This is a genomic window from Neobacillus sp. KR4-4, assembly GCF_042136325.1.
Classification (GTDB): Bacteria; Bacillota; Bacilli; order Bacillales; family Cytobacillaceae; genus Neobacillus.
Genome location: NZ_JBHHJU010000006.1, coordinates 101,584 through 127,811, shown reverse-complemented (window position 1 = coordinate 127,811; position 26,228 = coordinate 101,584). Strand labels below are relative to the sequence as shown.

General features: G+C 43.2%; 26 protein-coding genes. 23 read left to right on the top strand and 3 right to left on the bottom strand.

Translation table 11 applies throughout. From position 1 onward, the window contains the following. Positions 1-13: 13 nt before the first annotated feature. The 3 genes from ACE198_RS08740 to ACE198_RS08730 form a co-directional block, all read right to left on the bottom strand. Positions 14-760: an amino acid ABC transporter ATP-binding protein gene (locus ACE198_RS08740; protein WP_375375243.1), complete on the bottom strand. Its 747-nt coding sequence runs from the start codon at positions 758-760 to the stop codon at positions 14-16. A gap of 15 nt (positions 761-775) precedes the next feature. Then, on the bottom strand, positions 776-1,435 hold the full coding sequence (locus ACE198_RS08735; RefSeq protein ID WP_026567764.1) for an amino acid ABC transporter permease: 660 nt from the start codon (positions 1,433-1,435) through the stop codon (positions 776-778). 63 nt (positions 1,436-1,498) lie between these two features. Continuing rightward, complete coding sequence (locus tag ACE198_RS08730; protein ID WP_375375242.1) at positions 1,499-2,275, bottom strand: amino acid ABC transporter substrate-binding protein; 777 nt, start codon at positions 2,273-2,275, stop codon at positions 1,499-1,501. A gap of 385 nt (positions 2,276-2,660) precedes the next feature. Between ACE198_RS08730 and ACE198_RS08725 the strand changes: the two genes are divergently transcribed. From ACE198_RS08725 to ACE198_RS08615, 23 genes are all read left to right on the top strand, one after another. Beyond that, the gene (locus ACE198_RS08725; RefSeq protein ID WP_375375241.1) at positions 2,661-3,599 is read left to right on the top strand and encodes a cation diffusion facilitator family transporter; all 939 of its coding nucleotides are present in this window, start codon (positions 2,661-2,663) and stop codon (positions 3,597-3,599) included. Positions 3,600-3,755: 156 nt separating this feature from the next. Then, positions 3,756-4,040, top strand: a complete 285-nt coding sequence (locus ACE198_RS08720; RefSeq protein ID WP_375375240.1) for a YhdT family protein — start codon at positions 3,756-3,758, stop codon at positions 4,038-4,040. Next, the gene (gene panF, locus ACE198_RS08715) at positions 4,037-5,488 is read left to right on the top strand and encodes a sodium/pantothenate symporter (RefSeq protein WP_375375239.1); all 1,452 of its coding nucleotides are present in this window, start codon (positions 4,037-4,039) and stop codon (positions 5,486-5,488) included. The genes ACE198_RS08720 and panF overlap by 4 nt, the downstream gene beginning before the upstream one ends. A gap of 104 nt (positions 5,489-5,592) precedes the next feature. Then, positions 5,593-5,832, top strand: coding sequence for a DUF2198 family protein (locus ACE198_RS08710; RefSeq protein WP_098572301.1), 240 nt, complete (start codon positions 5,593-5,595; stop codon positions 5,830-5,832). A gap of 205 nt (positions 5,833-6,037) precedes the next feature. After that, on the top strand, positions 6,038-8,017 hold the full coding sequence (uvrB, locus tag ACE198_RS08705) for an excinuclease ABC subunit UvrB (protein WP_098572302.1): 1,980 nt from the start codon (positions 6,038-6,040) through the stop codon (positions 8,015-8,017). 7 nt (positions 8,018-8,024) lie between these two features. After that, on the top strand, positions 8,025-10,898 hold the full coding sequence (uvrA, locus tag ACE198_RS08700) for an excinuclease ABC subunit UvrA (protein WP_375375238.1): 2,874 nt from the start codon (positions 8,025-8,027) through the stop codon (positions 10,896-10,898). A gap of 318 nt (positions 10,899-11,216) precedes the next feature. Further along, positions 11,217-12,323, top strand: coding sequence for a DUF4097 family beta strand repeat-containing protein (locus ACE198_RS08695; protein ID WP_375375237.1), 1,107 nt, complete (start codon positions 11,217-11,219; stop codon positions 12,321-12,323). A gap of 20 nt (positions 12,324-12,343) precedes the next feature. Continuing rightward, positions 12,344-12,661, top strand: a complete 318-nt coding sequence (locus ACE198_RS08690) for a phage holin family protein (protein ID WP_375375236.1) — start codon at positions 12,344-12,346, stop codon at positions 12,659-12,661. Positions 12,662-12,840: 179 nt separating this feature from the next. Then, positions 12,841-13,776, top strand: coding sequence for an HPr(Ser) kinase/phosphatase (gene hprK / locus ACE198_RS08685; protein ID WP_098572306.1), 936 nt, complete (start codon positions 12,841-12,843; stop codon positions 13,774-13,776). A gap of 20 nt (positions 13,777-13,796) precedes the next feature. Next, complete coding sequence (gene lgt, locus ACE198_RS08680; protein ID WP_375375235.1) at positions 13,797-14,615, top strand: prolipoprotein diacylglyceryl transferase; 819 nt, start codon at positions 13,797-13,799, stop codon at positions 14,613-14,615. 25 nt (positions 14,616-14,640) lie between these two features. After that, entirely contained in the window at positions 14,641-15,285 is a 645-nt protein-coding gene (ppaX, locus tag ACE198_RS08675) for a pyrophosphatase PpaX (protein ID WP_098572308.1), read from the top strand. A 5-nt stretch (positions 15,286-15,290) separates the two neighbouring features. Next, complete coding sequence (locus ACE198_RS08670) at positions 15,291-15,824, top strand: acyltransferase (protein WP_375375234.1); 534 nt, start codon at positions 15,291-15,293, stop codon at positions 15,822-15,824. 334 nt (positions 15,825-16,158) lie between these two features. Continuing rightward, a complete protein-coding gene (locus ACE198_RS08665) occupies positions 16,159-17,331 on the top strand; it encodes an ATP phosphoribosyltransferase regulatory subunit (RefSeq protein ID WP_098572311.1) in 1,173 nt (390 codons plus the stop codon). Next, complete coding sequence (gene hisG / locus ACE198_RS08660) at positions 17,324-17,962, top strand: ATP phosphoribosyltransferase (RefSeq protein ID WP_251458107.1); 639 nt, start codon at positions 17,324-17,326, stop codon at positions 17,960-17,962. The genes ACE198_RS08665 and hisG overlap by 8 nt, the downstream gene beginning before the upstream one ends. Before the next feature lies 1 nt (position 17,963). Further along, entirely contained in the window at positions 17,964-19,244 is a 1,281-nt protein-coding gene (gene hisD / locus ACE198_RS08655) for a histidinol dehydrogenase (protein ID WP_375375233.1), read from the top strand. Positions 19,245-19,282: 38 nt separating this feature from the next. After that, on the top strand, positions 19,283-19,870 hold the full coding sequence (hisB, locus tag ACE198_RS08650) for an imidazoleglycerol-phosphate dehydratase HisB (RefSeq protein ID WP_251458101.1): 588 nt from the start codon (positions 19,283-19,285) through the stop codon (positions 19,868-19,870). A 117-nt stretch (positions 19,871-19,987) separates the two neighbouring features. Next, entirely contained in the window at positions 19,988-20,614 is a 627-nt protein-coding gene (hisH, locus tag ACE198_RS08645) for an imidazole glycerol phosphate synthase subunit HisH (RefSeq protein ID WP_251458098.1), read from the top strand. Further along, positions 20,611-21,336, top strand: coding sequence for a 1-(5-phosphoribosyl)-5-[(5-phosphoribosylamino)methylideneamino]imidazole-4-carboxamide isomerase (hisA, locus tag ACE198_RS08640; RefSeq protein ID WP_375375232.1), 726 nt, complete (start codon positions 20,611-20,613; stop codon positions 21,334-21,336). Before hisH ends, hisA begins: the two co-directional genes overlap by 4 nt. Next, positions 21,333-22,094, top strand: coding sequence for an imidazole glycerol phosphate synthase subunit HisF (hisF, locus tag ACE198_RS08635; RefSeq protein WP_375375231.1), 762 nt, complete (start codon positions 21,333-21,335; stop codon positions 22,092-22,094). Before hisA ends, hisF begins: the two co-directional genes overlap by 4 nt. Next, positions 22,091-22,708 carry a bifunctional phosphoribosyl-AMP cyclohydrolase/phosphoribosyl-ATP diphosphatase HisIE gene (gene hisIE / locus ACE198_RS08630; protein WP_375375230.1) on the top strand — a complete coding sequence of 206 codons (618 nt, stop codon included), beginning with the start codon at positions 22,091-22,093 and terminating at the stop codon, positions 22,706-22,708. Before hisF ends, hisIE begins: the two co-directional genes overlap by 4 nt. 97 nt (positions 22,709-22,805) lie before the next feature. Next, on the top strand, positions 22,806-24,299 hold the full coding sequence (locus tag ACE198_RS08625) for a tetratricopeptide repeat protein (RefSeq protein WP_375375229.1): 1,494 nt from the start codon (positions 22,806-22,808) through the stop codon (positions 24,297-24,299). A gap of 100 nt (positions 24,300-24,399) precedes the next feature. Further along, positions 24,400-25,350, top strand: coding sequence for a thioredoxin-disulfide reductase (trxB, locus tag ACE198_RS08620; RefSeq protein ID WP_375375228.1), 951 nt, complete (start codon positions 24,400-24,402; stop codon positions 25,348-25,350). Between the two features lie 400 nt (positions 25,351-25,750). Then, complete coding sequence (locus ACE198_RS08615) at positions 25,751-26,209, top strand: 8-oxo-dGTP diphosphatase (RefSeq protein ID WP_026567789.1); 459 nt, start codon at positions 25,751-25,753, stop codon at positions 26,207-26,209. The last annotated feature ends 19 nt before the right edge of the window (positions 26,210-26,228 follow it).

Sequence of the window (26,228 nt, the reverse complement as noted above, 5' to 3'; positions counted from 1 at the left end):
GGTAAGTAAAGGATTATTTCAGACTACGTTGTAAAAAGGCCTTTGTCCGTTCATTCTTCGGGTTCGTAAACAGCTCTGCAGGCGAACCTGATTCAACAATCTCCCCGTTATCCATAAAGATAACTCTATTTGCAACTCCCTGGGCAAAGCCCATCTCGTGAGTGACGACAATCATCGTCATGTGTTCTTCCGCCAAATCCTTCATGACTTTCAACACCTCACCCGTCAATTCAGGGTCTAAGGCAGAAGTCGGCTCATCGAAGAGCAGAATTTCTGGATTTAACATGAGTGCCCGGGCGATGGCTACACGTTGTTTCTGTCCGCCTGATAGTTTTGCCGGATAGGCATTGGCCCGGTCAGCAAGACCAATTTTATCAAGGAGTTCACTGCTTCTTTTTTGAATAGCAGCAGCCGATTCTTTCTTCAGCATTTTAGGGGCAAGTTCCAAATTCTCTTTCACGGTAAGGTGTGGAAAGAGGTTGAAATGCTGAAAAACCATCCCCATTCTTGCATTAATTTCTTTTAATTCTTGCGGATTTGCGTAAATGCCATCTTTCACTAAATGCTTTCCAGAAACAACAATGCTTCCAGCATCTATTTTTTCCAGATGGGCCAAACTGCGGAGCATCGTACTTTTTCCTGAACCAGATGGACCGATTACCGCAACAACATCATTTTTATGAACATCAAATGTAATATTTTTTAAAACATCTAGGTTTCCATATGATTTTTTTAGGTTAGATATTTCAATAACAGGCATCTTCACCGCTCCTTCTTATTCAAATTTGAACCGTTTTTCGAGCCCTTTAAAGACCATGGTTAACAGAAGCGTCATGATCAAATAAATAATTCCAGCGACGAAGAATGGAACAATGGTAAAGTCACGATTGACTGCTGTTTGCGCAAAATGCAGCAATTCAGGAACAGCAACCGCATAGAGGAGGGCGGTATCTTTCACTAACGTCACAGATTCGTTCGCAACGGATGGAAGGGCAATCCGGAACATTTGCGGCAGGATGACCCTCGTTAAGGTCTGCCATTTATTTAAGCCAAGGACTTGTGATGCCTCATATTGGCCTTTATCAATCGCAAGCAGCCCACCGCGGAAGATTTCAGCAAAATAAGCGGCATAGTTCAAGATGAAACCGATACAGGCAGCAACAAAGCGATCCAATACTAAATATTCACCAACCACTGGAATCATCGGCAGCCCAAAACAGATAAATAACAATTGAAGTAGCAGCGGTGTTCCACGCATCACATAAATATAGCCTTCTGCAAGCAAGGAGAGTGGTTTAAAACGGCTGCCGACAGCTAGCGTTAAAACAAACCCGAGCGGAATGGACACGACAATGGCAATCAAAAACAAGAGGATGGTCATCTGTGCCCCTTCGAGCATCGGTTTTAGTATGGAAATTAGATAATCAACAGACATTTGATTTCCTCCAAAAGCAAAACAGGGTTCCCTATGGAAATCCTGTTCGCTCTATATTCGTTATTAGTTTAATACTTTATTTTCGCCAAACCACTTTTCCGAAATTTGGGCAGCTGTGCCATCCTCATTCATCTCGTCGAGTGCTTTTTGCAGGTCTTTCAGTAAGTCTTCATTCCCTTTTTTAACGCCAATTCCGTATTCTTCAGGAGCTAATGATTCATTAAGAATCTTGAAGGCTTCTTTTTCTTTTGACATATAATAATCAATGACAACTTCATCAATTACGACTGCATCCAACCGGCCGCTCTTTAAATCGGTTAAAGCTTGGACATTATCTGAAAACTCGGTTACAGTCTTTATCTTTGCTTTGATTGGTGAAGCATCTAAAGCATCCGATGCGGAAGATAGTGTTTGCAGGCCGACTACTTTACCTGCTAAATCGTTTAATTTAGTTAGCTTTGAATCAGCCATGGTCACAACCACTTGGGCATTTTTTAAGTATGGCTTTGTGAAAAGAACTTTCTTTTTACGTTCATCTGTAATAGTGTATCCGTTCCAAATGAGGTCAATTCTTCCACTGCTAAGTTCAGCTTCTTTTGTACTCCAATCAATCGGTTGGAACTTTACCTTTTTCCCCATTTTTTTGGCTGCTGCACTGGCATAATCAATGTCAAAACCAACAATCTTGTTATCTTTATCCCGGAACCCCATTGGAGCAAATTTATCATCGATCCCAATGACCAACGTGTTGTCCTTTACTTCAGTCGTTTTCGAGGAACAACCCGTAAGGATGGAGAATAATGCTGCTATGACTAAAACAATTGTTGATAAACGTTTCATATTCATACTACCACCTTATCTATTAATAATTTACTTTAGCACGTTACCGTATTATTACACTAACATATTATAACGCTATAACATTATTGAATACAATAGCTCTGTTAATAGTGGGAAAATTAAAAATTTTAATTAAGGAAACGAACGCTTTCTTTTTAAATGAATAATGTGGAAAATGATTGACAATCAAACCACCATTTGAATATCATATAATCAAATGGTGGTTTGAATGATGACGGTCTCTTCGGGCGGTTATACCGGCCGTTTTAGAGGCATACATCAAAATATTAAGAATAGAAAACACTAGCGTTAATCGTAATATTTTCGGTTTAGAAAAAGATAAATAAATGAGCCACTCTAATCAGAGAGCTCGGGGGGGATTAACATGGGTCATCATCATCATGGTCATTCACATGGCCATTCGCACGGACATTCACATGGTCATTCACATACGAGTAATAAACATGCATTGTTGAGTTCCTTCCTATTAATTGCAGCCTTTATGATCGTGGAAGTAATTGGAGGACTGTTAACAAACAGTTTGGCGCTCTTGTCAGATGCAGGGCATATGCTGAGTGACGCGGCCGCACTGGGGTTAAGCTTTTTTGCCATTAAGCTCGGTGAGAAACAGGTATCGCAGGAAAAGACGTATGGCTATAAACGCTTTGAAATTATTGCTGCTGCCCTGAACGGCTTAACACTTGTGGTTATTTCCATCTATATCTTTTTTGAGGCGTTCCAACGCTTCTTCGATCCTCCAGAGGTGCAAAGTACTGGAATGCTGATGATATCTGTGACGGGGCTGATTGTAAACATTATCGCTGCTTGGATATTAATGAAGGGTGACAAGGACGAAAACCTGAATGTCAGAAGTGCTTTCTTGCATGTCCTAGGAGATATGCTGGGATCGGTGGGCGCCATTGTTGCTGCATTATTGATTATGTTTTTCGGCTGGGGGATTGCCGACCCAATCGCGAGTGTCATTGTTGCTGTCTTGATTCTCCTCAGTGGGTACAGGGTGATGAAGGACTCGTTTCATATCTTAATGGAGGGGGCGCCATCACAGATTGATATTAGTCATGTGAAAGAGGAACTTAAAAAGATCCCATTCGTAAAGGAAGTCCATGATTTGCACATTTGGACAATTACCTCTGGGTATCCCGTCTTGAGCTGCCATATTTCCATACTAGATAACGGTGTTCATGATGACATCCTCTCCCAATCCCAAAAGATTCTTCACGACCAATTTCACATCGAACACAGCACCATCCAAGTAGAAAAAGAAGCAAACGGCTGCCCTAGCCCACATGGGACATGTAATTAAATAATACATCCTTCCCAAAAACCTATCCGCAAAACAGATAGGTTTTTTTCTTTGCGTGTTTGTTCATTTTCATTTAGGATTAGGTTGGTTATTTTTTCTTTATAAGTTAAAAATAACATGAATATGACAGATGAGTTTTCAGCTAGGAGGAAGACAATGGAGAAAAGTGGTTATCCACAAGACAAGCGTTTCAAAATTGCTCACAGGGAAGCTGTGATTGGAATAATCCTTGTTTTAATTAATTTTCTTTGGTGGTACGGCTTTGCCTATGGCCTCGGTTCAACCAAAGTAGAAAATTACACATACATATGGGGGTTGCCGGCTTGGTTTTTTTATAGTTGTATCGTAGGTTTTGTTTTGATGGTTATTCTCGTTATTTTTACGGTAAAGGTATTATTCAAGGATGTTCCCTTTGACGAGGAAGAGGGGGAAATCAAATGAATTGGGCCGTCATTACGCCTCTTTTAATTTTCTTATTCATTATCTTTGCTGTTGGCATGTGGTCAAATAAATTTGTCATTAAATCTCATTCATTCTTAGAGGAGTACTTTCTAGGGGAACGTCAAATGGGCGGTTTCATATTGGCAATGACGATGGTGGCGACATATGGCAGTGCCAGCAGTTTCATCGGTGGTCCAGGTGTAGCTTATACGCAAGGATTAGGCTGGGTTCTCCTAGCCATGGCCCAATTAGCCACTGGATATTTTACATTAATGGTCCTAGGTAAGAAGTTTGCCATTATTTCTCGTCAATACAAAGCCATCACCCTGATTGACTTTTTAAAAGAGAGGTACAAAAGTAAAGCAGTGGTATTAATGTCAGCAGCGAGTATCATTATTTTTCTATTTTCATCGATGACCGCGCAATGGATTGGCGGAGCACGTTTGGTAGAAAGTTTAACAGGATTACCCTACACGACCGCTCTATTAATCTTTGCCTTTTCGGTTCTCGTCTTTGTGATTGTCGGCGGCTTTCGAGCGGTTGCCATTACGGATACCATCCAAGGGGTGGTTATGTTTGGAGGAACATTAATCCTTTTAATCGCAACGATTAAGGCTGGTGGAGGAATCCCAAAGATTATCTCAGACTTGGCAGCAGAAAATCCTAATTTAATCAGTCCCTTTGGGGCTGAGCGGAGTTTGACACCAACCTTCGTTTCTTCCTTTTGGATTTTAGTAGGGATTGGTGTCGTCGGTTTGCCGCAAATTGCCGTCCGAGCGATGTCCTATAAAAATTCAAAGGCGATGCACAGTGCGATTATTATTGGAACCATTGTGGTCGGGTTTATCATGCTTGGTATGCATCTCATTGGCGTGTTCGCCAGACCCGTTCTCCCAGGTGTGAAAATTGGGGATACGGTTATGCCGATGTTATCGATGAAAGTACTGCCGCCATATGCGGCAGGTATTGTTCTTGCTGCGCCAATGGCAGCCATTATGTCGACTGTGGATGCCTTATTGATTTTAGTTAGCTCTGCTTTAGTGAAAGATGTCTATTTAAATTACATCAAGCCGGACGCAGGGAATGATCTTGTGAAAAAGGTTAGTTTTAGTGTGACTGCAATCATTGGAATTATTGTCATATTGTTCTCCTTAAGTCCGCCAGATTTGATTGTTTGGCTGAATCTATTTTCTTTTGGAGGGCTTGAGTCGGTCTTTATTTGGCCAGTGGTTTTAGGACTATATTGGAGTAAGGGCAATAAACATGGGGCTATCACTTCAATGATTTTAGGGATGGGGTCCTATATTTTATTAGATCAATTTTATCCGAATCCATTCGGGTTTCACACAGTGGTCTTCCCTATTCTCCTTTCACTACTTGGCTTTGTAGTCACTAGCCTGTTTACTCAGCCCAAAGAAGGGGAATTGCATGTGAGTATGGAAAAATAAGCAAAAGATCTTTGGTATGGCCGTTTCAACTATCATATATGTTGCAATTTTGTAAATTAATTTTTAGAATAAATGAATAGTATGAATTGAATGAGGTGTACTCATTGGAAACCGTTATTCGAATTTTCTCAGCGCTTATTCTTCCAGGGCTGCTCGTCTTGCTTTTTACACGTGTCACTTACAATCGAGTGATTGGGCTCATCTTGACTGTGGCTCTCATTGCCACTTCAGTATATAAAGGTTATACCAACACGTTTATGATTATCGTGGTGGATGCTTTTTCGTTAACTGCCGGTTTTTGGCTGGCTGATAAAATGAGGCAAAGGGCATTGAAGAAGACCTAAGCATTGAAACAAACCAAGTCTGTCAGTAAAATGACAGGCTTTTTTAATGAAATCGAATATTCGTTCGCATATTATTGGTTTGTTTTTAGGGGAATGTGGTAAAATGTAGATATGAATTTGAGAGGATACACTTGAAAGCATCCATCCCGGTCCATAACAAGGTACATATGCTGAAAAGTGATTGATTTTACGGGAGGGAAGATTTGTGAAAGATCAATTTGAATTAGTATCAAAATACTCGCCGCAAGGGGATCAGCCGGAGGCGATCAGACAATTAGTTGACGGGCTCAAGAATAATAAAAAAGAACAGACATTGCTTGGTGCGACAGGTACGGGAAAAACATTTACAATTTCAAATGTGATTAAAGAGGTAAATAAACCAACGCTTATTATCGCTCATAACAAGACCCTCGCTGGACAGCTCTACAGTGAGTTCAAAGAATTTTTTCCAAACAATGCGGTTGAATATTTTGTCAGTTACTATGACTACTTTCAGCCAGAAGCTTACGTTCCACAGACGGATACATTCATTGAAAAAGATGCCAGTATCAATGATGAAATTGATAAATTGCGCCACTCAGCGACATCTTCCCTCTTCGAACGGAAAGATGTGATCGTAATTGCCTCGGTTTCTTGTATTTATGGTTTGGGTTCTCCGGAAGAATATCGAGAAATGGTGCTATCGCTTCGAACAGGAATGGAAATAGAGCGCAATCAGCTGTTACGTCGTTTAGTCGATATCCAATATGACCGAAATGATATTGACTTCAAGCGGGGAACCTTCCGTGTCCGTGGCGATGTGGTCGAGATTTTCCCTGCTTCTCGTGACGAGCATTGCCTTCGTGTCGAGTTTTTTGGTGATGAAATCGATCGAATTCGAGAAGTCGATGCGCTCACAGGCGAGATTATGGGTGAACGGGAACATGTCGCGATTTTCCCTGCCTCCCACTTCGTTACAAGGGAAGAAAAGCTGAGAATTGCGATTGAAAATATTGAAAAAGAACTAGAAGTACGTCTCGAAGAACTGCGCGAGGACAATAAATTGCTCGAAGCCCAGCGTCTTGAACAAAGGACACGCTATGACCTGGAAATGATGCGGGAAATGGGCTTTTGCTCAGGGATTGAGAATTATTCACGCCATTTAACGTTAAGAGAAGCAGGATCCACTCCATATACCTTGCTTGACTATTTTCCAAAGGACTTTTTGATGGTGATTGACGAGTCGCATGTTACTTTGCCGCAAGTGAGAGGTATGTTTAATGGAGATAAAGCGCGGAAACAGGTCCTTGTGGATCACGGCTTTCGTCTGCCATCGGCCCTTGATAACCGGCCGTTAATGTTTGATGAGTTTGAAAAGCATATTCACAATATCATCTATGTTTCGGCGACACCTGGGCCGTACGAGTTGGAACATACACCGGAAATGGTTTCACAAATTATCCGCCCGACAGGACTATTAGACCCTACGATTGAGGTTCGTCCAATTGAAGGGCAAATTGATGACTTGATTGGCGAAATTCACGAACGGATACGGAGAAATGAACGTGTCCTTGTGACCACCTTGACGAAAAAAATGTCCGAAGATCTAACAGATTACTTGAAGGAAATCGGAATTAAAGTACAATATCTGCATTCGGAGGTAAAGACGCTCGAGCGGATTGAAATTATTCGGGAGCTGCGTCTTGGAAAATACGATGTTCTCATCGGGATAAACTTACTGAGGGAAGGGTTGGACATCCCAGAGGTATCACTGATAGCCATCCTTGATGCCGACAAAGAAGGCTTCCTTCGTTCGGAACGTTCGTTAATCCAAACGATTGGCCGAGCCGCTCGGAATGCCCAGGGACATGTCATCATGTACGCTGACAAGATCACGAATTCCATGGAATTAGCGATCACAGAAACAAGGCGCCGCCGTGCCATCCAAGAAGAGTACAACCAAAAGCATGGAATTGTCCCAATGACGATTCAAAAAGATATTCGTGACGTCATCCGTGCTACACATGCTGCTGAGGAGCAGGAAGATTACAAACCAGCGGCATCATTTAGTAAGATGAACAAGAAAGAAAGAGAAAAATTAATTGCCACAATGGAAAAAGAAATGAAGGTCGAAGCCAAAGCGCTTAATTTCGAACGGGCGGCTGAGCTTCGTGATTTAATTTTGGAATTGAAAGCGGAAGGATGACGTATAAATGGCAATGGAAAAACTGATTGTGAAAGGCGCTAGAGCCCACAATTTGAAAAATATTGATGTCACCATTCCGAGAGATAAGCTTGTTGTCTTAACAGGACTTTCCGGGTCTGGGAAGTCCTCGCTCGCCTTTGATACGATTTATGCCGAGGGGCAAAGACGATACGTCGAATCCCTTTCTGCCTATGCACGGCAATTTCTAGGCCAGATGGATAAACCGGATGTGGATGCCATTGAGGGTCTCTCCCCGGCAATCTCCATCGATCAAAAAACAACAAGCCGTAACCCCCGTTCGACGGTCGGTACGGTGACAGAAATCTATGATTATTTGCGTTTATTATATGCAAGGGTCGGGCATCCAACGTGTCCAATCCATGGAATTGAAATCTCCTCACAGACGATTGAGCAGATGGTTGACCGGATTTTAGAATACCCCGAACGGACCAAAATGCAAATCCTAGCCCCGGTGGTGTCAGGCCGAAAGGGAACGCATGTGAAGGTGCTCGAAGACATTAAAAAACAAGGCTTTGTCCGCGTCCGTGTCGACGGGGAAATGCTCGACCTTGGCGATGAGATTGAGTTAGAGAAAAATAAAAAGCATTCGATTGAAGTTATTATTGACCGGATTGTCGTCAAGGAAGGGGTCTCAGCACGGATTGCTGATTCTCTCGAAACGGCACTAAAACTAGGCGAAGGAAAGGTCATCGTCGATGTGATTGGGCAAGAAGAACTGTTGTTCAGTGAAAATCATGCCTGTCCGCATTGTGGTTTTTCGATTGGAGAACTAGAGCCGCGGATGTTTTCGTTCAATAGTCCGTTTGGTGCCTGCCCTGAATGTGACGGACTCGGTTCTAAGCTCGAAGTCGATGTGGAACTTGTCATCCCCAACCGCGACTTGACACTGAAGGAGCATGCGATTGCGCCGTGGGAACCGACCAGCTCACAGTACTACCCACAGCTGCTTGAGGCAGTATGTGATCACTTCGGTGTAGATATGAATATTCCTGTGAAGGATATCCCGGAGCACCTTTTGGAAAAAGTTCTCTATGGAGGCGGCCGTGAAAAAATCTATTTCCGCTATGAAAATGATTTTGGTCAAGTCCGCGAGGGGAATATTGAATTTGAGGGCGTTATCCGAAATGTGGAGCGTCGTTATAAAGAAACTAGCTCCGATTATATCCGGGAGCAAATGGAAAAATATATGGGTCAAAAACCATGTCCAACCTGTAAGGGCTATCGATTGAAAAAAGAAACCTTGGCCGTCCTTATTAATGGCCGCCATATTGCCCAAATAACCGACCTTTCCATTGAAGAGGCCAATCAATTTTTTGCAGAATTAACGCTTTCCGATAAAGAAATGCAAATTGCTAAACTGATCTTCAATGAAATCAGTGAGCGGCTTGGCTTCTTAATTAATGTCGGTCTCGATTATTTAACATTGAGCAGGACAGCTGGTACGCTGTCAGGCGGGGAGGCCCAGCGGATTCGCTTAGCCACACAAATCGGTTCGCGTTTAACTGGTGTTCTCTATATTTTGGATGAACCGTCGATTGGATTACATCAGCGGGATAATGACCGCTTAATTGGAACGCTGCAAAATATGCGCGATATCGGCAACACTTTGATTGTGGTTGAGCATGATGAGGACACGATGATTGCGGCCGATTACCTGATTGATATCGGTCCGGGTGCCGGGGTTCATGGCGGAGAAATCGTTTCTGCTGGAACACCAGCCGAAGTCATGGCAGACCCCCATTCATTAACAGGTCAATACTTATCCGGGAAGAAGTTTATCCCGCTTCCCTTAGAACGACGCAAGCCGGATGGCCGCTTTATTGAAATCAAGGGTGCATCGGAAAACAATTTAAAAAATGTCAATGTGAAGCTGCCACTTGGGATGTTTATTGCAATCACAGGTGTGTCTGGTTCTGGGAAGAGTACCCTTATTAACGAGATCTTACATAAATCCCTTGCCCAAAAGCTTCATCATGCAAAAACAAAGCCTGGTGAACATAAGAGTATTAAAGGCATCGATTATTTAGAGAAAGTCATTGACATCGATCAATCACCAATTGGCCGAACACCGCGTTCGAACCCAGCAACATATACGGGTGTTTTTGATGATGTTCGTGATGTGTTTGCGAACACAAACGAGGCGAAGGTCCGCGGTTATAAAAAGGGACGCTTCAGTTTTAATGTGAAGGGCGGCCGCTGTGAGGCCTGCCGCGGCGATGGAATCATTAAAATTGAAATGCACTTCTTACCAGATGTGTATGTACCTTGCGAAATTTGCCATGGCAAACGTTATAACCGTGAAACGTTAGAAGTAAAGTACAAAGGGAAGAATGTTTCGGACATTCTCGATATGACCGTGGAAGCGGCAGTAGAATTTTTCGAGAACATTCCGAAAATCAGCCGTAAACTGCAAACCATCTTGGATGTCGGCCTTGGCTACGTTAAACTAGGTCAGCCGGCAACAACTCTATCCGGAGGGGAAGCGCAGCGTGTCAAATTAGCATCAGAACTGCACCGCCGATCGTCAGGAAAATCCTTCTATATTCTCGATGAACCGACAACAGGTCTTCATGTCGATGATATTTCTCGTTTGCTTGTTGTGCTGCAGCGCTTAGTTGAAAATGGCGACACTGTCCTTGTGATTGAGCATAATCTCGATGTTATTAAGGCAGCCGATTATCTCGTCGATCTAGGACCAGAAGGTGGAGATAAAGGCGGAACAATCGTCGCCACGGGAACACCTGAAAAAGTGGCGGAAGTTCCGGAATCGTACACGGGAAAATACTTAAAGCCGATTCTTGAGCGGGACCGCCTTCGGATGAAACAGCAAGTAGAAGATAAGAGTGCTATAAAAGCATAAAAAGAGCCTTAGGCTCTTTTTTTTATGTCATTTTTCGGTTAAGGAAGTCTGTAAATTTGTCATTGGCGAAATTATGGTGCCAATCGGCGAAAACTGTTCCGAGTTCGGCGAAATGCCGCTTCAAGTTGGCGAAATTCCAGCTCCAATCGGCGAAATCCCCCCCTCGGCACTGGATCAAAAAAATCCTGCTTGGTCTTAATTAAAAAATTACGAAACTAATCAGCTTCCTTTTTCGTAAATAATAGATAAAGGATAATAATAATCATTACTGAATAAGCATAAAGTGACACAAATTTTTTGATGCTGAGGTGGGGAATCATGAAAGAGGAAAAAGTGCGGATATTAAAAATGGTTGAAGAAGGAAAATTGACCGTCGAAGAAGCTGTCTCCTTGCTGGATGAATTAGAAAAAGCACAAAAAACGATGGAGCAGAAGCAGGAGGACATCGTGAATGAGCTTTCCACCGTTGTAAATTTCGAGGAAGCCAAGAAGGAAGATCCTTTTCAGGCGAAATTCCAATCGACCAAGGTAAAGATTTTTGATTTTGTCGATTCTGCCTTAAAAAAAATCAAAGATTTTGATTTTGATTTGAACTTTGGTCAATCAGTAGAGATCTCCCATATTTTTCACCAGGGTGATGCCGATCTGAAAGAGGTCGATATTGACGTGGCGAATGGTTCCGTTAAACTAGCGGCTTGGGACCAACCGGATGTGAGGATTGAATGTCAAGCGAAGGTATTTCGGGTTGAAAACTCAGACCAAGCAAGGCAGAACTTTTTAAGAGACACGATTTTTTCAGTGGAAAATCAAAAATTATGTTTTATAACCCAGCAAAAATGGATGAAGGCAGACTCAACCATTTTTGTACCAAAAGCTCAGTATGACCGTATGCGCATCAGAATTTTTAATGGAGCAGTCAGCGGAGAAGATATCAATGTTGCTGACCTAAGGGTCAAAACCGCTAATGGAAAAATAAACCTTGACCGAGTTCATGGTAATAAAGCAGAGGTGGAAACGGCAAACGGAAAAATTAAAATTATCGGCAGTTTGTTCGATGACCTCGAAGCGGAGACTATTAACGGGGCAATCAAACTAGATGGTGACTTTAAAAGGGTGGGAACGCAGTCCTTTCACGGGAATATCAGCTGCAATATCAGTGGCAGTCGCACCGAGTTGATTCAAGTAAAAGCGACAACGGGTGGAATCGACCTTTACATCCCAGATAATCTGCCGGTAAATGGGGAATTGAAGACGAATATTGGCGGATTTAATGTAGAGCTTGTTGGTGTTCAAGTACTGGAAGAGAAGAGTGAAATGATTCAAAAGTCGCTTCGCTTTAAATCCATTAATCATCCTGATAAAATGATGAAAATCTATGCAGACACAAAAACGGGTTCCATCACCATTCACAAATCACAAGAATAATTACTAGGAGATGCCGAAAAATGAGATGGCTGATTGGGTGTTTGATTAATGCGGTGTTGTTTATGGCCGCTCTTCAGGCAAGCATTTTATTATCCATCTTAAATGTTTTGGTACGACCGATCCTGATTCTGCTCACCCTGCCAGTGACAGTTGTATCATTGGGGCTGTTTCTATTTGTGATCAATGCGATTACGCTGGAGCTGACAGATTATTTGATGGGCGAAGCCTTTGAGATTTCCAGTTTTGGGATGGCCTTCTTCTTTGCTATCCTGATGTCACTTGTAAACTTGATCATTCAAAAAACACTGCTCCAGCCAGCAAGGAAATCCAAGGATTAATAGTTAATACCAGGGTGCCCGCTTTAAAAAGTGGGCACCCTATTTATATGGTAAAAATACCCAAGCAGCAGTATGCTAATTTTTTAGACATGAAAGTATGGTAATTTAATAAAAAATGCTAAAATAAATGGAAATGGAATTTTTAGAATAAACTTAATCCGTTTGAGGAGGATGTTTCGTTGCCAAAAGTACGTACCAAAGATATAGTCGAGAAGTTTAAACTTGAATTAGTTAGCGGCGAAGAGGGAATTAACCGTCCCATCACCATGAGTGATATCTCACGTCCAGGAATTGAAATAGCCGGATATTTTGAATTTTATCCAGCTGAACGAATTCAGCTCTTAGGTAAAACCGAGCTTTCCTTTTTTGGAATGCTGTCTGACGCTGAACGTGCTTCAAGAATGGAACGTTTATGCACCGATATCACTCCAGCGATTATTGTCACCCGAGATATCGAGGTACCAAAAGAGCTGATTGAAGCGTCCGAACGTGAATCTGTTCCAGTTTTACGTGTGGGCATGAAGACCACCCGTTTTTCCAGCCGTCTGACAAATTACCTGGAAAGTAAGCTGGCACCAACTACTGCTGTCCATGGCGTATTGGTTGATGTTTACGGAATCGGAGTATTAATTACCGGAAAAAGCGGTGTCGGTAAAAGTGAAACGGCCTTAGAATTGGTTAAGCGCGGCCACAGGCTGGTCGCGGATGATTGTGTCGAAATTCGCCAGGAAGACCAGGATACATTAGTCGGATCTTCTCCCGATTTAATCGAGCATTTACTAGAAATTCGCGGTTTAGGGATCATCAATGTGATGACTCTATTCGGAGCTGGTGCCGTTCGCAGTAATAAACGGATTACCCTCGTTATGAATCTAGAAATTTGGGATTCAAAAAAGCAATATGACCGCCTTGGTTTAGATGAAGAGAAAATGAGAATCATTGACACGGATATACCAAAGTTGACAATCCCTGTTCGTCCAGGGCGAAACCTTGCTGTTATTATCGAAGTGGCTGCGATGAATTTCCGTCTAAAAAGAATGGGTGTGAATGCGGCGCAGCAATTTACTGAGCGTCTGTCTGATGTGATTGAAGACGGCGATCACGACGAGATTTAAGGGGAAGAGGAGATAGAGAGATGAACAATTCTATTCAACCGCTAAATCCGATTGCCTTTTCACTTGGACCGATTTCAGTGCATTGGTATGGGATTATTATTGGCTCAGGTTTGGCCCTTGCTTTGTACCTTGCCATCAGGGAGGGTAATCGCAGAGGGTTAGAGAAAGACACGTTTGCTGACTTAATGCTATGGGCTATCCCCATTGCCATCATATCTGCACGTATCTATTATGTGATTTTTGAATGGAAATATTATGTCAACCATCCAGCGGATATCCCGCAAATCTGGAATGGCGGGATTGCTATCCATGGTGCCTTGATTGGTTCCGTACTGACCACATATGTGTTTGCCAAAAAGCGCCGGATTTCCTTTTGGAAAATTGCCGACATTGCTGCACCGAGTATTATTCTTGGACAAGCGATTGGCCGTTGGGGAAATTTCATGAACCAGGAGGCGCATGGCGGGGAAGTAACTAGAGCATTCCTTGAAAACTTGCATTTACCGGAATTTATTATTAATCAAATGTATATTAATGGAACGTATTATCACCCAACATTCTTGTATGAATCACTCTGGGACTTTGCTGGCTTTTTCCTATTATTATTCCTGCGCCGGGTGAACTTCCGCCGCGGAGAATTATTCCTTACATATGTGATTTGGTATTCAGTTGGCCGTTTTTTCATCGAGGGCTTACGAACTGATAGCTTAATGCTTGGCAGCCTCCGGATGGCACAAACAATTTCGATTGCATTAGTGGTGGGAGCGCTGGCCATTCTTATGTATCGCCGCACGAAACAATTGACCGATAAGCGATATTTAGATCAAGAAAATAGTTAACCGTGTGAGAGAAAGGAAGCGACCAATGACGAATAAAATTACGACCGTTCTTTTTGATTTAGATGGGACTTTAATTGATACGAATGAATTAATTATTACATCCTACCTGCATACATTGGAAAAATATTATCCAAACAAGTACAAGCGTGAGGATGTATTGCCGTTTATGGGACCGACACTGCACGAAGCGTTTGGCACCATCGATCCAGATCGGGTGGAAGAGATGATTTTAGAATATCGGGCCTTTAACATAAGCAACCATGATAACTTGGTGCGGGAATTTGCTGGGGTCTTGGAAACGGTGCGAACCTTAAAAGAAAAGGGCTACAAGCTGGGGATCGTCACGACTAAACGTCATGATGTGACGATGAAGGGACTTCATCTTATGAACCTAGAATCCTATTTCGAAGTCATTGTTGCCTACGATCATGTAAGCAAGACAAAACCAGATCCTGAACCGATTTTTAAGGCATTGGAACAACTGGATTCTACCCCGGAAGAGACAATGATGGTTGGCGATAATTACCATGATATTTTAGCAGGAAAAAATGCAGGTACCGCAACGGCTGGCTGTGCCTGGTCGATTAAAGGCAGAGAGTATATTGCCAAATATGAACCCGATTATATTCTAGAGAACATGGCTGACCTATTACCTATCCTCGGAGAGTGAGAAAGATGAGGAATACGACCCGTTATCCGGTTGAAGGAGCGAACTCTTTATGGCACGTCTATAAGACCGTGCCTTTTTGGAAAGTTGTTAAGAATTTTATTGTGATTCAATTAGCCCGCTACACGCCATTCTTAGGGATGAAAAATTGGCTGTATCGGGTCTTCCTTGGGCTTGAGGTGGGCGAACAAACATCCTTCGCATTAATGGTTATGCTTGATGTGATGTTTCCCGAAAAAATCAGTGTCGGCCGAAATACGGTGATTGGGTACAACACGACCATCCTAGCTCATGAATATTTAATTAAAGAATATCGGCTTGGTCCTGTGGTGATTGGCAGTGAAGTGATGATTGGTGCGAACTCCACGATCCTTCCAGGGATTACGATTGGAGATGGGGCCATTGTCTCAGCTGGGACCCTTGTCCATAAAGATGTTCCTCCAGGGGCGTTTGTTGGCGGGAATCCAATGCGGGTCATTTATACAAAGGAAGAGTTGGCCGAGCGCTGGGCCGATGATTCGATTTATGGACGGAGAAAATAATATAGTGGAATTTTTTTAAGTCTGGTTTTCGCAACCAGGCTTTTTTTGTAGTAAACTAACAATTAAAATGTTATTTCGCGGAAAAATTCAGAAACTTGGCGGAATTCCATACTAGGTTGGCGGATATATGCCGAGGTTTGGCGGAATCCTACCACAGATTGGCGGAATTTTATCCTAGTTCTGCGGAATCCCTCCCCAAAAGTTTCAGATTTTTTCATTGACGAATAGTTTTTCAAAGGGTAAACTAAAACTACTTTAATTCATTATCACATTAGCAGACTAAAGTATTTTGAAAATTTTAAAATAACGTAATCTAAAATAAAGGATGAGCAGGATGAGTCGCTTGTTTATGTTTGAAAAGCCCCTGGGCATGAGAGATACGCTGCCAGAGTTGTATGAAAAAAAACACCGTGTTCGAACTTTAATGGAAGATACCATCAAACTTTGGGGCTGCCAATTTATTGAAACACCTACACTGGAATACTATGAAACAGTTGGATCGGCATCGGCCATTCAAGATGCCCAGTTGTTCCGATTGCTCGACAAACAAGGGCATACACTGGTTTTACGACCTGATATGACAGCGCCTATCGCCCGCGTAGCCGCATCAAAACTATTGCAGGACGATATGCCGCTTCGATTAGCCTACTCCGCGAACGTGTTCCGCGCTCAGCAGCGTGAAGGCGGACGCCCCGCTGAATTTGAACAAATCGGCGTGGAATTCCTAAATGACGAAACCGTTTCGTGCGATGGCGAAGTGATTGCCTTACTTATTTCTTCATTAAAAAAAGCAGGGTTATCACAGTTCCAAGTATCAATTGGTCATATTGGTTTTGCCCAGGAATTATTTTTACAAATCCTCGGGACGGATGAGCGGGCGAATTCGTTACGAAGATTTTTATATGAAAAAAATTATGTCGGTTACCGCGAGCATGTAAACTCGTTATCCCTATCATCAATTGATAAACAAAGACTTCTTCAATTCCTCGACTTAAGGGGAGGAATCGAAGTGATCGGCAAGGCCTTCGATTTAATTGAAAATGAACAAGGCAAGCTTGCACTTCTGCAGTTAAAAGAACTATGGGATTGTCTGAACGACTACGGTGTCGAGGATCAAGTGAAATTTGATTTTACCATCGTCAGCCATATGAGCTATTATTCTGGAATATTATTTGAAGTTTACGCGGGGAATGTTGGCTTTCCTATCGGTAATGGCGGCCGCTACAGCTTAATTGAGAAATTTGGGAAAAATGCAAGTGCCACCGGGTTCGCGGTACATCTTGACCGACTGCTAGAGGCCCTGGGCAACATCGACTTCGAAAATACAGTAACCTGCATCTTTTTCAGTCAGGAGCGCCGAAAGGAAGCTTTTCAATTAGCTGAACAGATGCATAACGAAGGAAAACGGACCGTGCTCCAAGATATTAATGGCGTCAAAAACCTTGATGCCTTTACAAAGAAATTTGCGGATACTACCTACTTACTCGGAGGGCGTGCCGATGAATAATATACTAACGATTGCAATGCCGAAAGGGCGTATTTTTGAAGAAGCGGTTGAACTGCTTCGGAAAGCTGGGTATCAGCTTCCACCTGAATTTGATGATTCGCGGAAATTAATCATCGAGGTTGAAAATGAGGGGCTGCGATTTATTTTGGCGAAACCAACCGATGTTCCTACCTATGTGGAGCATGGGGTCGCCGATATCGGTATCGCCGGCAAGGATGTCATGCTGGAGGAAGAGCGTGATGTTTATGAACTCCTCGACTTACGGATTAGTGCCTGCTATTTAGCGGTTGCCGGCTTGCCAAACACAAAAATGAATGATGTGGCGCCTAGGGTAGCCACGAAATACCCGAATGTGGCTGAAGCCTATTTTCGTGAACAGGGAGAACAGGTGGAAATCATCAAATTAAACGGTTCAATTGAACTTGCTCCGATCATTGGTTTATCAGATAGGATTGTGGATATTGTTTCCACCGGCCGAACGATGAGGGAAAATGGTCTTGTTGAGTATGAGAGGATTGTGGATGTCACATCCCGACTGATCGTTAATCCCGTCAGCTACCGCATCAAGGATACAAAGATTGACGAACTAGTAACAAGGCTTAGTAAAGTTGTCTCTTTGGAGGAAAATTAACATGAAAATAGTAAAAGTAAATGACCTTGTTTCGTTAAAGCGATCAATCGAGTCAGGTACCTCCGAGCAAGTAAACGTAGTCAAAGAAATTATATCAGCGATTCGCACGCGCGGCGATGAAGCATTAAGGGAATATACGGAGAAATTCGATCGTGTGCGCTTATCTTCTTTTTCTGTCACCGAAAAAGAAATAGAGGCTGCCTACACACAGGTAGATGAGCGTTTTCTCTCGATTGTCCGAGAAGCGGCGGAAAATATTCGCTCGTTTCATGAAAAGCAGCTGCGGCCATCATGGATGACCACGGAGGAAAATGGAACCGTTCTAGGGCAAAAAATTACACCGCTCGATTCGGTCGGGGTATATGTGCCAGGCGGTACAGCAGCGTATCCTTCCTCCGTTCTTATGAACGTCCTTCCAGCGAAGGTCGCTGGTGTGAAGCGGATCGTGATGGTGTCGCCGCCAGACGACCAAGGCCAATTACCTCCAGCTGTATTGGTTGCAGCCAAGGAAGCGGGCGTCGAGGAAATCTATAAAGTGGGCGGGGCCCAAGCAATTGCGGCACTTGCCTATGGAACCGAATCAATTAACTCTGTTGATAAAATTACCGGACCCGGAAATATCTACGTGGCGTTAGCTAAACGTGAGGTTTTCGGTGATGTTGATATTGATATGATTGCCGGTCCAAGTGAAATTGCCATTTTGGCAGATGAAACAGCAAGAGCAGACGAGGTAGCGGCAGACCTTCTGTCACAGGCAGAACATGACCCGCGGGCCTGCAGTGTCTTGGTCACCCCTTCGAGTGTCCTGGCCGAAGCAGTCAGCATGGAAGTGGAAAAGCAGCTCGAGCTGCTGCCACGGAAAGATATCGCCTCCCGTTCAATTGCGGATTATGGTGCTATTTACATAACGGATACAATTGAAGAAGCGATCGAAACCATCAATCAATTAGCGCCTGAACATTTAGAAATTATCACAGAAAATGCGATCGAACTGCTTGGGAAGATCCGACATGCTGGAGCCATTTTTATCGGCCGCTATAGTTCAGAGCCGGTTGGTGACTACTTTGCTGGTCCTAATCATGTTCTTCCAACCAACGGAACAGCCCGCTTTTCTAGTCCGTTGAATGTGGATGATTTCCAGAAGAAATCAAGCGTGATTATCTACAGCCAAAAGGCGATGGTTGAGAATGGGGCTAAAATTGCTGAGTTTGCCCGGAAGGAAGGGCTTGAAGCCCATGCACGGGCAGTTGAATTCCGATTGAAAAACGACGGAAAATTATAAAATAATCGTACTGCACAATAAATAGGGGGTCCCATTTCATGGAAAGAATCGCAAGTATTGAACGAAACACGAATGAAACACAAATTCAATTAACATTAGATGTGGATGGGGAAGGTCAGTCTACTTTAGAAACGGGCGTACCGTTCATGACCCATATGCTTGATTTATTCACAAAACATGGACAATTCAACCTAACAGTGAATGCCAATGGGGATACAGAAGTTGATGACCACCATACAACAGAAGATATTGGTATTTGTCTTGGACAGGCCTTACGTGAAGCCTTAGGTGACAAACGCGGGATTAAGCGTTACGGGAATGCCTTTGTACCAATGGATGAAGCGTTGGCACAGGTTGTCGTTGACCTCAGTAATCGTCCGCATTTAGAAATGCGTGCCGAGTTCCCAGGACAAAAAGTGGGCACCTTTGACACTGAGCTGGTTCATGAATTTTTATGGAAGCTTGCACTTGAGGCCCGGATGAATCTTCATGTTATCGTCCATTACGGGAAAAATACCCACCATATGATCGAAGCCGTCTTTAAAGCGCTCGGCCGTGCCCTTGACGAAGCAACAACCATCGACCCGCGCATCAAAGGCGTTCCCTCGACAAAAGGAATGCTCTAGAAAAAAGTAGTGTAGTGTAGTGTAATGGTATGTAGTGTAGTGGTGTCAGGCACCATGTGAAAAACATAACTTAGGTGTCAGGCACCAAGGACAGGCACCGTGAAAGGATGGTTTTAGATGATTGGCATTGTTGACTATGGAATGGGAAATCTGTTTAGTGTTAGCAAGGCATTGGAACGGCTCGGTGCTGAGTATTTTATTTCGGCTGATAAGGGTGAGCTGCTGGCGGCAGATGCTTTACTTCTTCCAGGTGTGGGCTCCTTTCGGGATGCGATGGAGCGTTTGCCAGTAGAGACGATTAAGGAATTTGCTGCATCAGGTAAACCGCTCCTTGGGATTTGCCTTGGGATGCAATTGCTGTTTGAACGAAGTGAGGAAAATGGACCGACAGAAGGTTTAGGATTGTTACCGGGCCGTGTTCGCCGTTTTCCAGGGAAAACGCCGGAAGGACAGACCTACAAAGTTCCGCATATGGGCTGGAATCGACTTGAATTTGTCCAAGAATCCCCTCTATTAAAAAACTTAGAAGAGGACTATGTCTATTTCGTTCATTCCTATTATGTGGATGCGGAAAACTCCGATGTGTTACTGGCAAAGGCCAATTATCACGAACAAGTATCTGCGGTTGTGGGTAAAGATAATATATTTGGGATGCAATTTCATCCTGAAAAAAGCAGCAAGCTGGGCATGGCCCTGCTCGCTAATTTTCTACAAATGGTGGAGGAAAGGAAGGCAGTCCGATGAGTTTAACGATTTATCCAGCAATTGATATGCGCGGCGGCAAGTGCGTCCGACTTCTCCAAGGGGACTACGACCAAGAAACCATTTATGGTGACTCGCCATTTAATATGGCCAAAAGTTTTGCCGCTGATGGCTCCGAGTGGATTCACATGGTGGACCTTGACGGGGCAAAAGATGGCAAGCGGGTCAATGACCAGTTTGTGATTGAAGCCGCACAAAAGTTAAATGTAAATATTCAGATTGGCGGCGGCATTCGTTCGGAGGAGGATATCCTTCACTATCTTGAGAATGGTGTGAACCGCGTCATCATTGGCAGTATTGCAGTTTCTAACCCCGAATTTGCCATCGATATGATCAAAAAATACGGTGCGAAAATTGCCGTCGGTATTGATGCTAAAAATGGCTATGTCGCGACACACGGTTGGCTGGATACTTCAGAATTAAAGGCAGTCGATCTCGGCAAGCGCTTTGCAGATGCCGGGGCGGAGACGTTTATTTTTACGGATATCGCTACGGATGGAACACTAGCCGGTCCGAATATTGCGGCTGTGTGTGAAATGGCTGAAGTGACGGGGAAAAATGTGATCGCCTCCGGCGGGGTGAGCAGTCTAGCAGACTTACAAGCCATTGCTTCCCAAGGGATACAAGGAGCAATCGTCGGTAAAGCCCTATATGAAAACCGCTTCACTTTAAAAGAGGCTCTGAAAGTGGGTGGCTCCCGATGACTCTTACAAAAAGAATCATCCCATGCCTGGATGTAAAAGATGGTCGAGTGGTCAAAGGGATCCAATTTGTGCAACTGCGCGATGCCGGTGATCCTGTAGAACTAGCACGCTTTTACGATGAGCAGGGGGCGGATGAACTTGTTTTTCTCGATATCTCTGCCTCTATTGAAGGCCGAAAAACAATGGTTGAAGTCGTAAAGGCCGTCGCCTCTGAGTTGGCCATTCCGTTTACGGTAGGCGGGGGCATTAATGCGTTGGAAGATATGAAAAGAATCCTCCGTGCCGGCGCGGATAAAGTGTCGCTGAACACGGCAGCGGTCCTTAACCCGGAACTGATTAAGGAAGGTGCCAGCTACTTTGGCTCGCAATGCATCGTTGTCGCAATCGATGCGAAATATGATGAAGAAGTGGGAACATGGCGGGTATTCACTCACGGTGGCAGAACGCCGACAGACAAATTAGTGGTTGAGTGGGCTAGCGAAGCTGCCCGTCTGGGTGCGGGTGAAATTTTACTAACGAGCATGGATAGTGATGGTGAGAAGAATGGATTCGACCTGGAGCTGACGAAGGCAGTCAGCGAAGCGGTAACTATTCCTGTCATTGCTTCGGGCGGGGCAGGGAATTCGGAACACTTCGAGGAAGCGTTCTTAGCCGGAAAAGCAGATGCGGCTCTCGCTGCGTCCATTTTTCACTATAAAGAGACATCTGTTCATGAAGTAAAAAGCTATTTACGGGAAAAAGGAGTGACGGTTCGATGAATGTACGATTTGATGAAAAAGGGTTAGTGCCTGCGATTATTCAAGATGCTGGAACAAAAGAAGTATTAACGCTCGCTTATATGAACGAGGAGTCGCTCGCCAAAACAATTGAAACGGGCGAAACATGGTTCTACAGCCGTTCTCGCAAGGAATTATGGCATAAAGGTGCAACAAGCGGAAATACACAGACCGTAGTCAGCATGAACTATGACTGTGACCAAGATGCAATATTAGTCCTTGTATATCCAAAGGGTCCGGCATGCCATACTGGTGCGGTTAGCTGTTTTACAGAAAGAGGCTATACGGGGACATCAAGTCTGGCAGACTATGAGATCTTACAATCGCTTGAAAAAGTCATCGTTGACCGTGAACGTGAGCGTCCAGAAGGGGCTTACACCACCTATTTGTTTGAAAAAGGCGTCGATAAGATTTTGAAAAAAGTTGGCGAAGAATCGGCCGAAGTAATTATTGCAGCGAAAAACCGCGACGCAGAGGAACTGCGTTGGGAAGCAGCTGATCTCCTTTATCACTTGCAGGTATTACTCGTTGAACAAGGCCTTCCATTCAAGGAAGTTTTGAGAACTTTAGAAGAGAGACACAAGGACCGGTCGTAAATCGACTGGTTTTTTTCTGCTTTTTTTCTGGTATCTTCTCGAACATCTCCCTAGTGTGGTATACTACCTTAGTTATGTTAAAAATGTGGAGGACTTCATGGGTAAAGACGCGAAAGCAAGAAAGCATATGGGAAAATTACTTACATTTGTTCCTACGGGGGAATATTATTTCACGAAGGGTTTAAAGGCATACCATCGACGTGATTTTATAAAAGCAAAAAAATATCTTGGGCGAGCGATGCAGCTTGAGCCGGGTGAACCGATGATTATATGCCAGTTGGCGATCGTGTCAACAGAACTTGGCGAGTTTGAACATTCCAACCGGCTCTTGCACCTCATCCTTGAAGAACTAGATCAAGAAATGGTGGAATGCCATTACTTTTTGGCCAATAATTATGCCCATATGGGATTTTTTAAAGATGCGTATCACCACGCCAAACTGTATTTACAGCTTGATCCAGATGGTGACTTTAGCGAGGATACTGAGGATTTACTAGATGTACTTACATTGGAATCAGAAGATCTTGAGGATGATCTGTATCAGCAGGATGACCTTATCGTTAAACAAGAACAGGCTCGTGACCTGCTTGAGTCAGGGTACTTTCCAAAAGCGATTGAACTGTTAAAAGATGTCGTCAAGGATTATCCAGAGTACTGGTCAGCGTACAACAACTTGGCGCTCGCCTATTTTTATTTAGGGAAGACAAAAAAGGCGGAATCCATTTTAGATGATGTATTAGAGCGAAATCCAGGTAATCTACATGCCCTATGTAACCAGCTTGTATTTGCCTATTATCAAGGGCAGGAACAAGATGTTGCCGGTATGATTGACATGTTAAAGAAAATTCAACCACTTTTAAGTGAACAGCAATTCAAACTGGGGGCCTCATTTGCTCTAGTAGGTGAATATGACCTAGCCTATGTATGGTTGAAAAAATTATATAAGCAAGGCTTTGATGGTGATAGTCCGTTTTACTACTGGCTTTCCCATTCTGCCTATTTCACAGGCAATGAAACGTTCGCAAAAAATATCTGGAAAAAAGTGCTGGAACTTAATCCTGATAAAGAAGGCTCTGAACCATGGAATAAAGAAAATGCACCAACCAATGGTTTTGAAGACCTTTCCGGTTCAATTTTTCAAAAACTGGACAGCGACTATGTGGAGGAACGCTTATTTGCCCTTTTCCTCACGACTGTATCGAGTAAAAAGGAAGAAATCATCACCTCCAAGCGACTGTTTCAAAATCAGAAATTTACGTCCTTGGAAAAGGAATATATCTCATTGATTCGTTCGGGAAAACCTTCGATGACAGCCGAGGCACAGGAAGTGGCCGAACTCTTTTATGAGACCTTTCAACCGATTGGCACCATTGAGTCCGGTTTATACTTGATATGGTTTTCTGTATTTGTCGAGGTTTCCAAAGACAGCCTCCCATTGAAAAATAAACGTGCCTGGGCGGGCGCCGTCGAGTATGTTTGGCATAAACTGCGTAGTGAAAAGGTTTCACAGCAAGAGGTAGCCGATCGTTATGGAATTTCATCCGCAACCATTGGTAAATATGTGAAAATAGTGAATAAATATTTGAACTAAGCAAATTGGTGGACGATAAAACATTTGTTATATACGATTAAGTAAGGGAACAATAATTCTTACTTAATCGTATTTTTTTTATATAGGGAGTGTTTAAACCATGTCAGATGAAAAAATTTATGACGTTATTATTGCCGGTGCTGGCCCTGCGGGGATGACAGCGGCTGTTTATACATCACGAGCAAACCTATCCACATTAATGATTGAGCGCGGAATGCCGGGCGGACAAATGGCCAATACGGAGGACGTGGAAAACTATCCAGGTTTTGAAAGTATTTTAGGTCCGGATTTATCAACGAAAATGTTCGAGCATGCGAAAAAATTTGGTGCTGAATATGCGTATGGCGATATTAAAGAAATCCAAGACCATGGTGATTATAAAATCGTAGTCGCAGGCTCCAAGCAATACAAAGCCTACGCGGTCATCATTACAACGGGTGCAGAATATAAGAAAATTGGCGTTCCAGGGGAAAAAGAGCTTGGCGGCCGCGGTGTATCCTATTGTGCGGTTTGTGATGGAGCTTTCTTTAAAGGAAAAGAATTATTCGTCATTGGCGGAGGGGACTCAGCTGTTGAAGAAGGTGTGTACTTAACCCGCTTTGCTTCCAAGGTAACCATCGTTCATCGCCGTAATGAATTGCGTGCACAAAAAATTCTTCAGGACCGTGCTTTTGCTAATGAGAAGGTGGATTTTATTTGGAATCACACGATCAAGGCTATTAATGACAAGGATGGCAAAGTAGGCAGTGTCACACTCGTTTCTACCGAAAATGGTGAAGAGCAAGTATTACCGGCTGACGGTGTCTTCATTTACATCGGTATGGTTCCGCTATCGAAACCATTTACGAGCCTTGGAATTACCAATGATAATGGATATATTGAAACGAATGACCGGATGGAAACAAGGGTACCGGGAATTTATGCTGCAGGAGATATTCGTGAAAAAACACTGCGCCAGATTGTAACAGCGACTGGGGATGGCAGTATCGCAGCCCAAAGCGCCCAGCATTATATTGAAGAACTTAAAGAGGGAATGAAACAAAAAAGTTAAAAGGAAATATTGTGGTGGGGATTTGTAAAAACGTAAAACTGTTTTAATTCTTCTGTAACAATTGTGCAATATAGTTACGGTATGATAGAAACAGTAATTGACCCCCTTTAAAAATATATTTCTTTTATGCACAGGCCCGTAGCCTGTGCTATTTTTTTTGGGAGTTTCTACTCATATCCCCCATGTTTTACAAGAACATACTAACCACTGTTAAATTTAACATAAATATCAAATTTGTATTCATTGTGACTGTATCCTAAAAATAGTATAATAATAAGAATGAATTCAAAGTTATAGTAGGAAATATTGCCATGCCTCAGAGAGGGTTTGTATAGAAAAAGACCAAGCCTCTAATGAGAGTTGTTAAAATGCAGATGCTGTGTAAAAGAGGGTGAATGCTGTGCAAAGAGTCACCAATTGTGTATTGATTAGAGACGGAAAAATATTGCTTCTGCAAAAGCCACGCCGCGGCTGGTGGGTGGCTCCTGGCGGGAAAATGGAGCCAGGCGAATCTGTCCGGGATTCCTGCATCAGGGAATATCGTGAGGAAACAGGAATCTATCTAAAAAATCCACAATTAAAAGGGATTTTTACAATGATTATGAAAGAAAATGACCAATTGCTTTCAGAATGGATGATGTTTACATTTGTGGCCACTGATTCAGATGGAGTCGATCTAGACGAATCCGAGGAAGGCAAGTTGGAGTGGCAAATGATTGACCAATTGAAGAATTTGCCAATGGCCGCTGGCGATTATCATATTCTTGATTACATGATTCATGGAAAAGGAATTATTTACGGTACTTTTACTTATACAAAAGACTTTCAACTAATCAGTTACCGATTAGATCCAAGCTAATTTATAGGGGGAATAAATC

Excerpts from the sequence above, each read along its gene's own strand:
- ACE198_RS08740 (WP_375375243.1), bottom strand. The coding sequence starts at position 760 with ATGCCTGTTATTGAAATATCTAACCTAAAAAAATCATATGGAAACCTA.
- ACE198_RS08735 (WP_026567764.1), bottom strand. The coding sequence starts at position 1,435 with ATGTCTGTTGATTATCTAATTTCCATACTAAAACCGATGCTCGAAGGG.
- ACE198_RS08730 (WP_375375242.1), bottom strand. The coding sequence starts at position 2,275 with ATGAAACGTTTATCAACAATTGTTTTAGTCATAGCAGCATTATTCTCC.
- ACE198_RS08725 (WP_375375241.1), top strand. The coding sequence starts at position 2,661 with ATGGGTCATCATCATCATGGTCATTCACATGGCCATTCGCACGGACAT.
- ACE198_RS08720 (WP_375375240.1), top strand. The coding sequence starts at position 3,756 with ATGGAGAAAAGTGGTTATCCACAAGACAAGCGTTTCAAAATTGCTCAC.
- panF (WP_375375239.1), top strand. The coding sequence starts at position 4,037 with ATGAATTGGGCCGTCATTACGCCTCTTTTAATTTTCTTATTCATTATC.
- uvrA (WP_375375238.1), top strand. The coding sequence starts at position 8,025 with ATGGCAATGGAAAAACTGATTGTGAAAGGCGCTAGAGCCCACAATTTG.
- ACE198_RS08695 (WP_375375237.1), top strand. The coding sequence starts at position 11,217 with ATGAAAGAGGAAAAAGTGCGGATATTAAAAATGGTTGAAGAAGGAAAA.
- ACE198_RS08690 (WP_375375236.1), top strand. The coding sequence starts at position 12,344 with ATGAGATGGCTGATTGGGTGTTTGATTAATGCGGTGTTGTTTATGGCC.
- lgt (WP_375375235.1), top strand. The coding sequence starts at position 13,797 with ATGAACAATTCTATTCAACCGCTAAATCCGATTGCCTTTTCACTTGGA.
- ppaX (WP_098572308.1), top strand. The coding sequence starts at position 14,641 with ATGACGAATAAAATTACGACCGTTCTTTTTGATTTAGATGGGACTTTA.
- ACE198_RS08670 (WP_375375234.1), top strand. The coding sequence starts at position 15,291 with ATGAGGAATACGACCCGTTATCCGGTTGAAGGAGCGAACTCTTTATGG.
- ACE198_RS08665 (WP_098572311.1), top strand. The coding sequence starts at position 16,159 with ATGAGTCGCTTGTTTATGTTTGAAAAGCCCCTGGGCATGAGAGATACG.
- hisG (WP_251458107.1), top strand. The coding sequence starts at position 17,324 with ATGAATAATATACTAACGATTGCAATGCCGAAAGGGCGTATTTTTGAA.
- hisD (WP_375375233.1), top strand. The coding sequence starts at position 17,964 with ATGAAAATAGTAAAAGTAAATGACCTTGTTTCGTTAAAGCGATCAATC.
- hisB (WP_251458101.1), top strand. The coding sequence starts at position 19,283 with ATGGAAAGAATCGCAAGTATTGAACGAAACACGAATGAAACACAAATT.
- hisH (WP_251458098.1), top strand. The coding sequence starts at position 19,988 with ATGATTGGCATTGTTGACTATGGAATGGGAAATCTGTTTAGTGTTAGC.
- hisA (WP_375375232.1), top strand. The coding sequence starts at position 20,611 with ATGAGTTTAACGATTTATCCAGCAATTGATATGCGCGGCGGCAAGTGC.
- hisF (WP_375375231.1), top strand. The coding sequence starts at position 21,333 with ATGACTCTTACAAAAAGAATCATCCCATGCCTGGATGTAAAAGATGGT.
- hisIE (WP_375375230.1), top strand. The coding sequence starts at position 22,091 with ATGAATGTACGATTTGATGAAAAAGGGTTAGTGCCTGCGATTATTCAA.
- ACE198_RS08625 (WP_375375229.1), top strand. The coding sequence starts at position 22,806 with ATGGGTAAAGACGCGAAAGCAAGAAAGCATATGGGAAAATTACTTACA.
- trxB (WP_375375228.1), top strand. The coding sequence starts at position 24,400 with ATGTCAGATGAAAAAATTTATGACGTTATTATTGCCGGTGCTGGCCCT.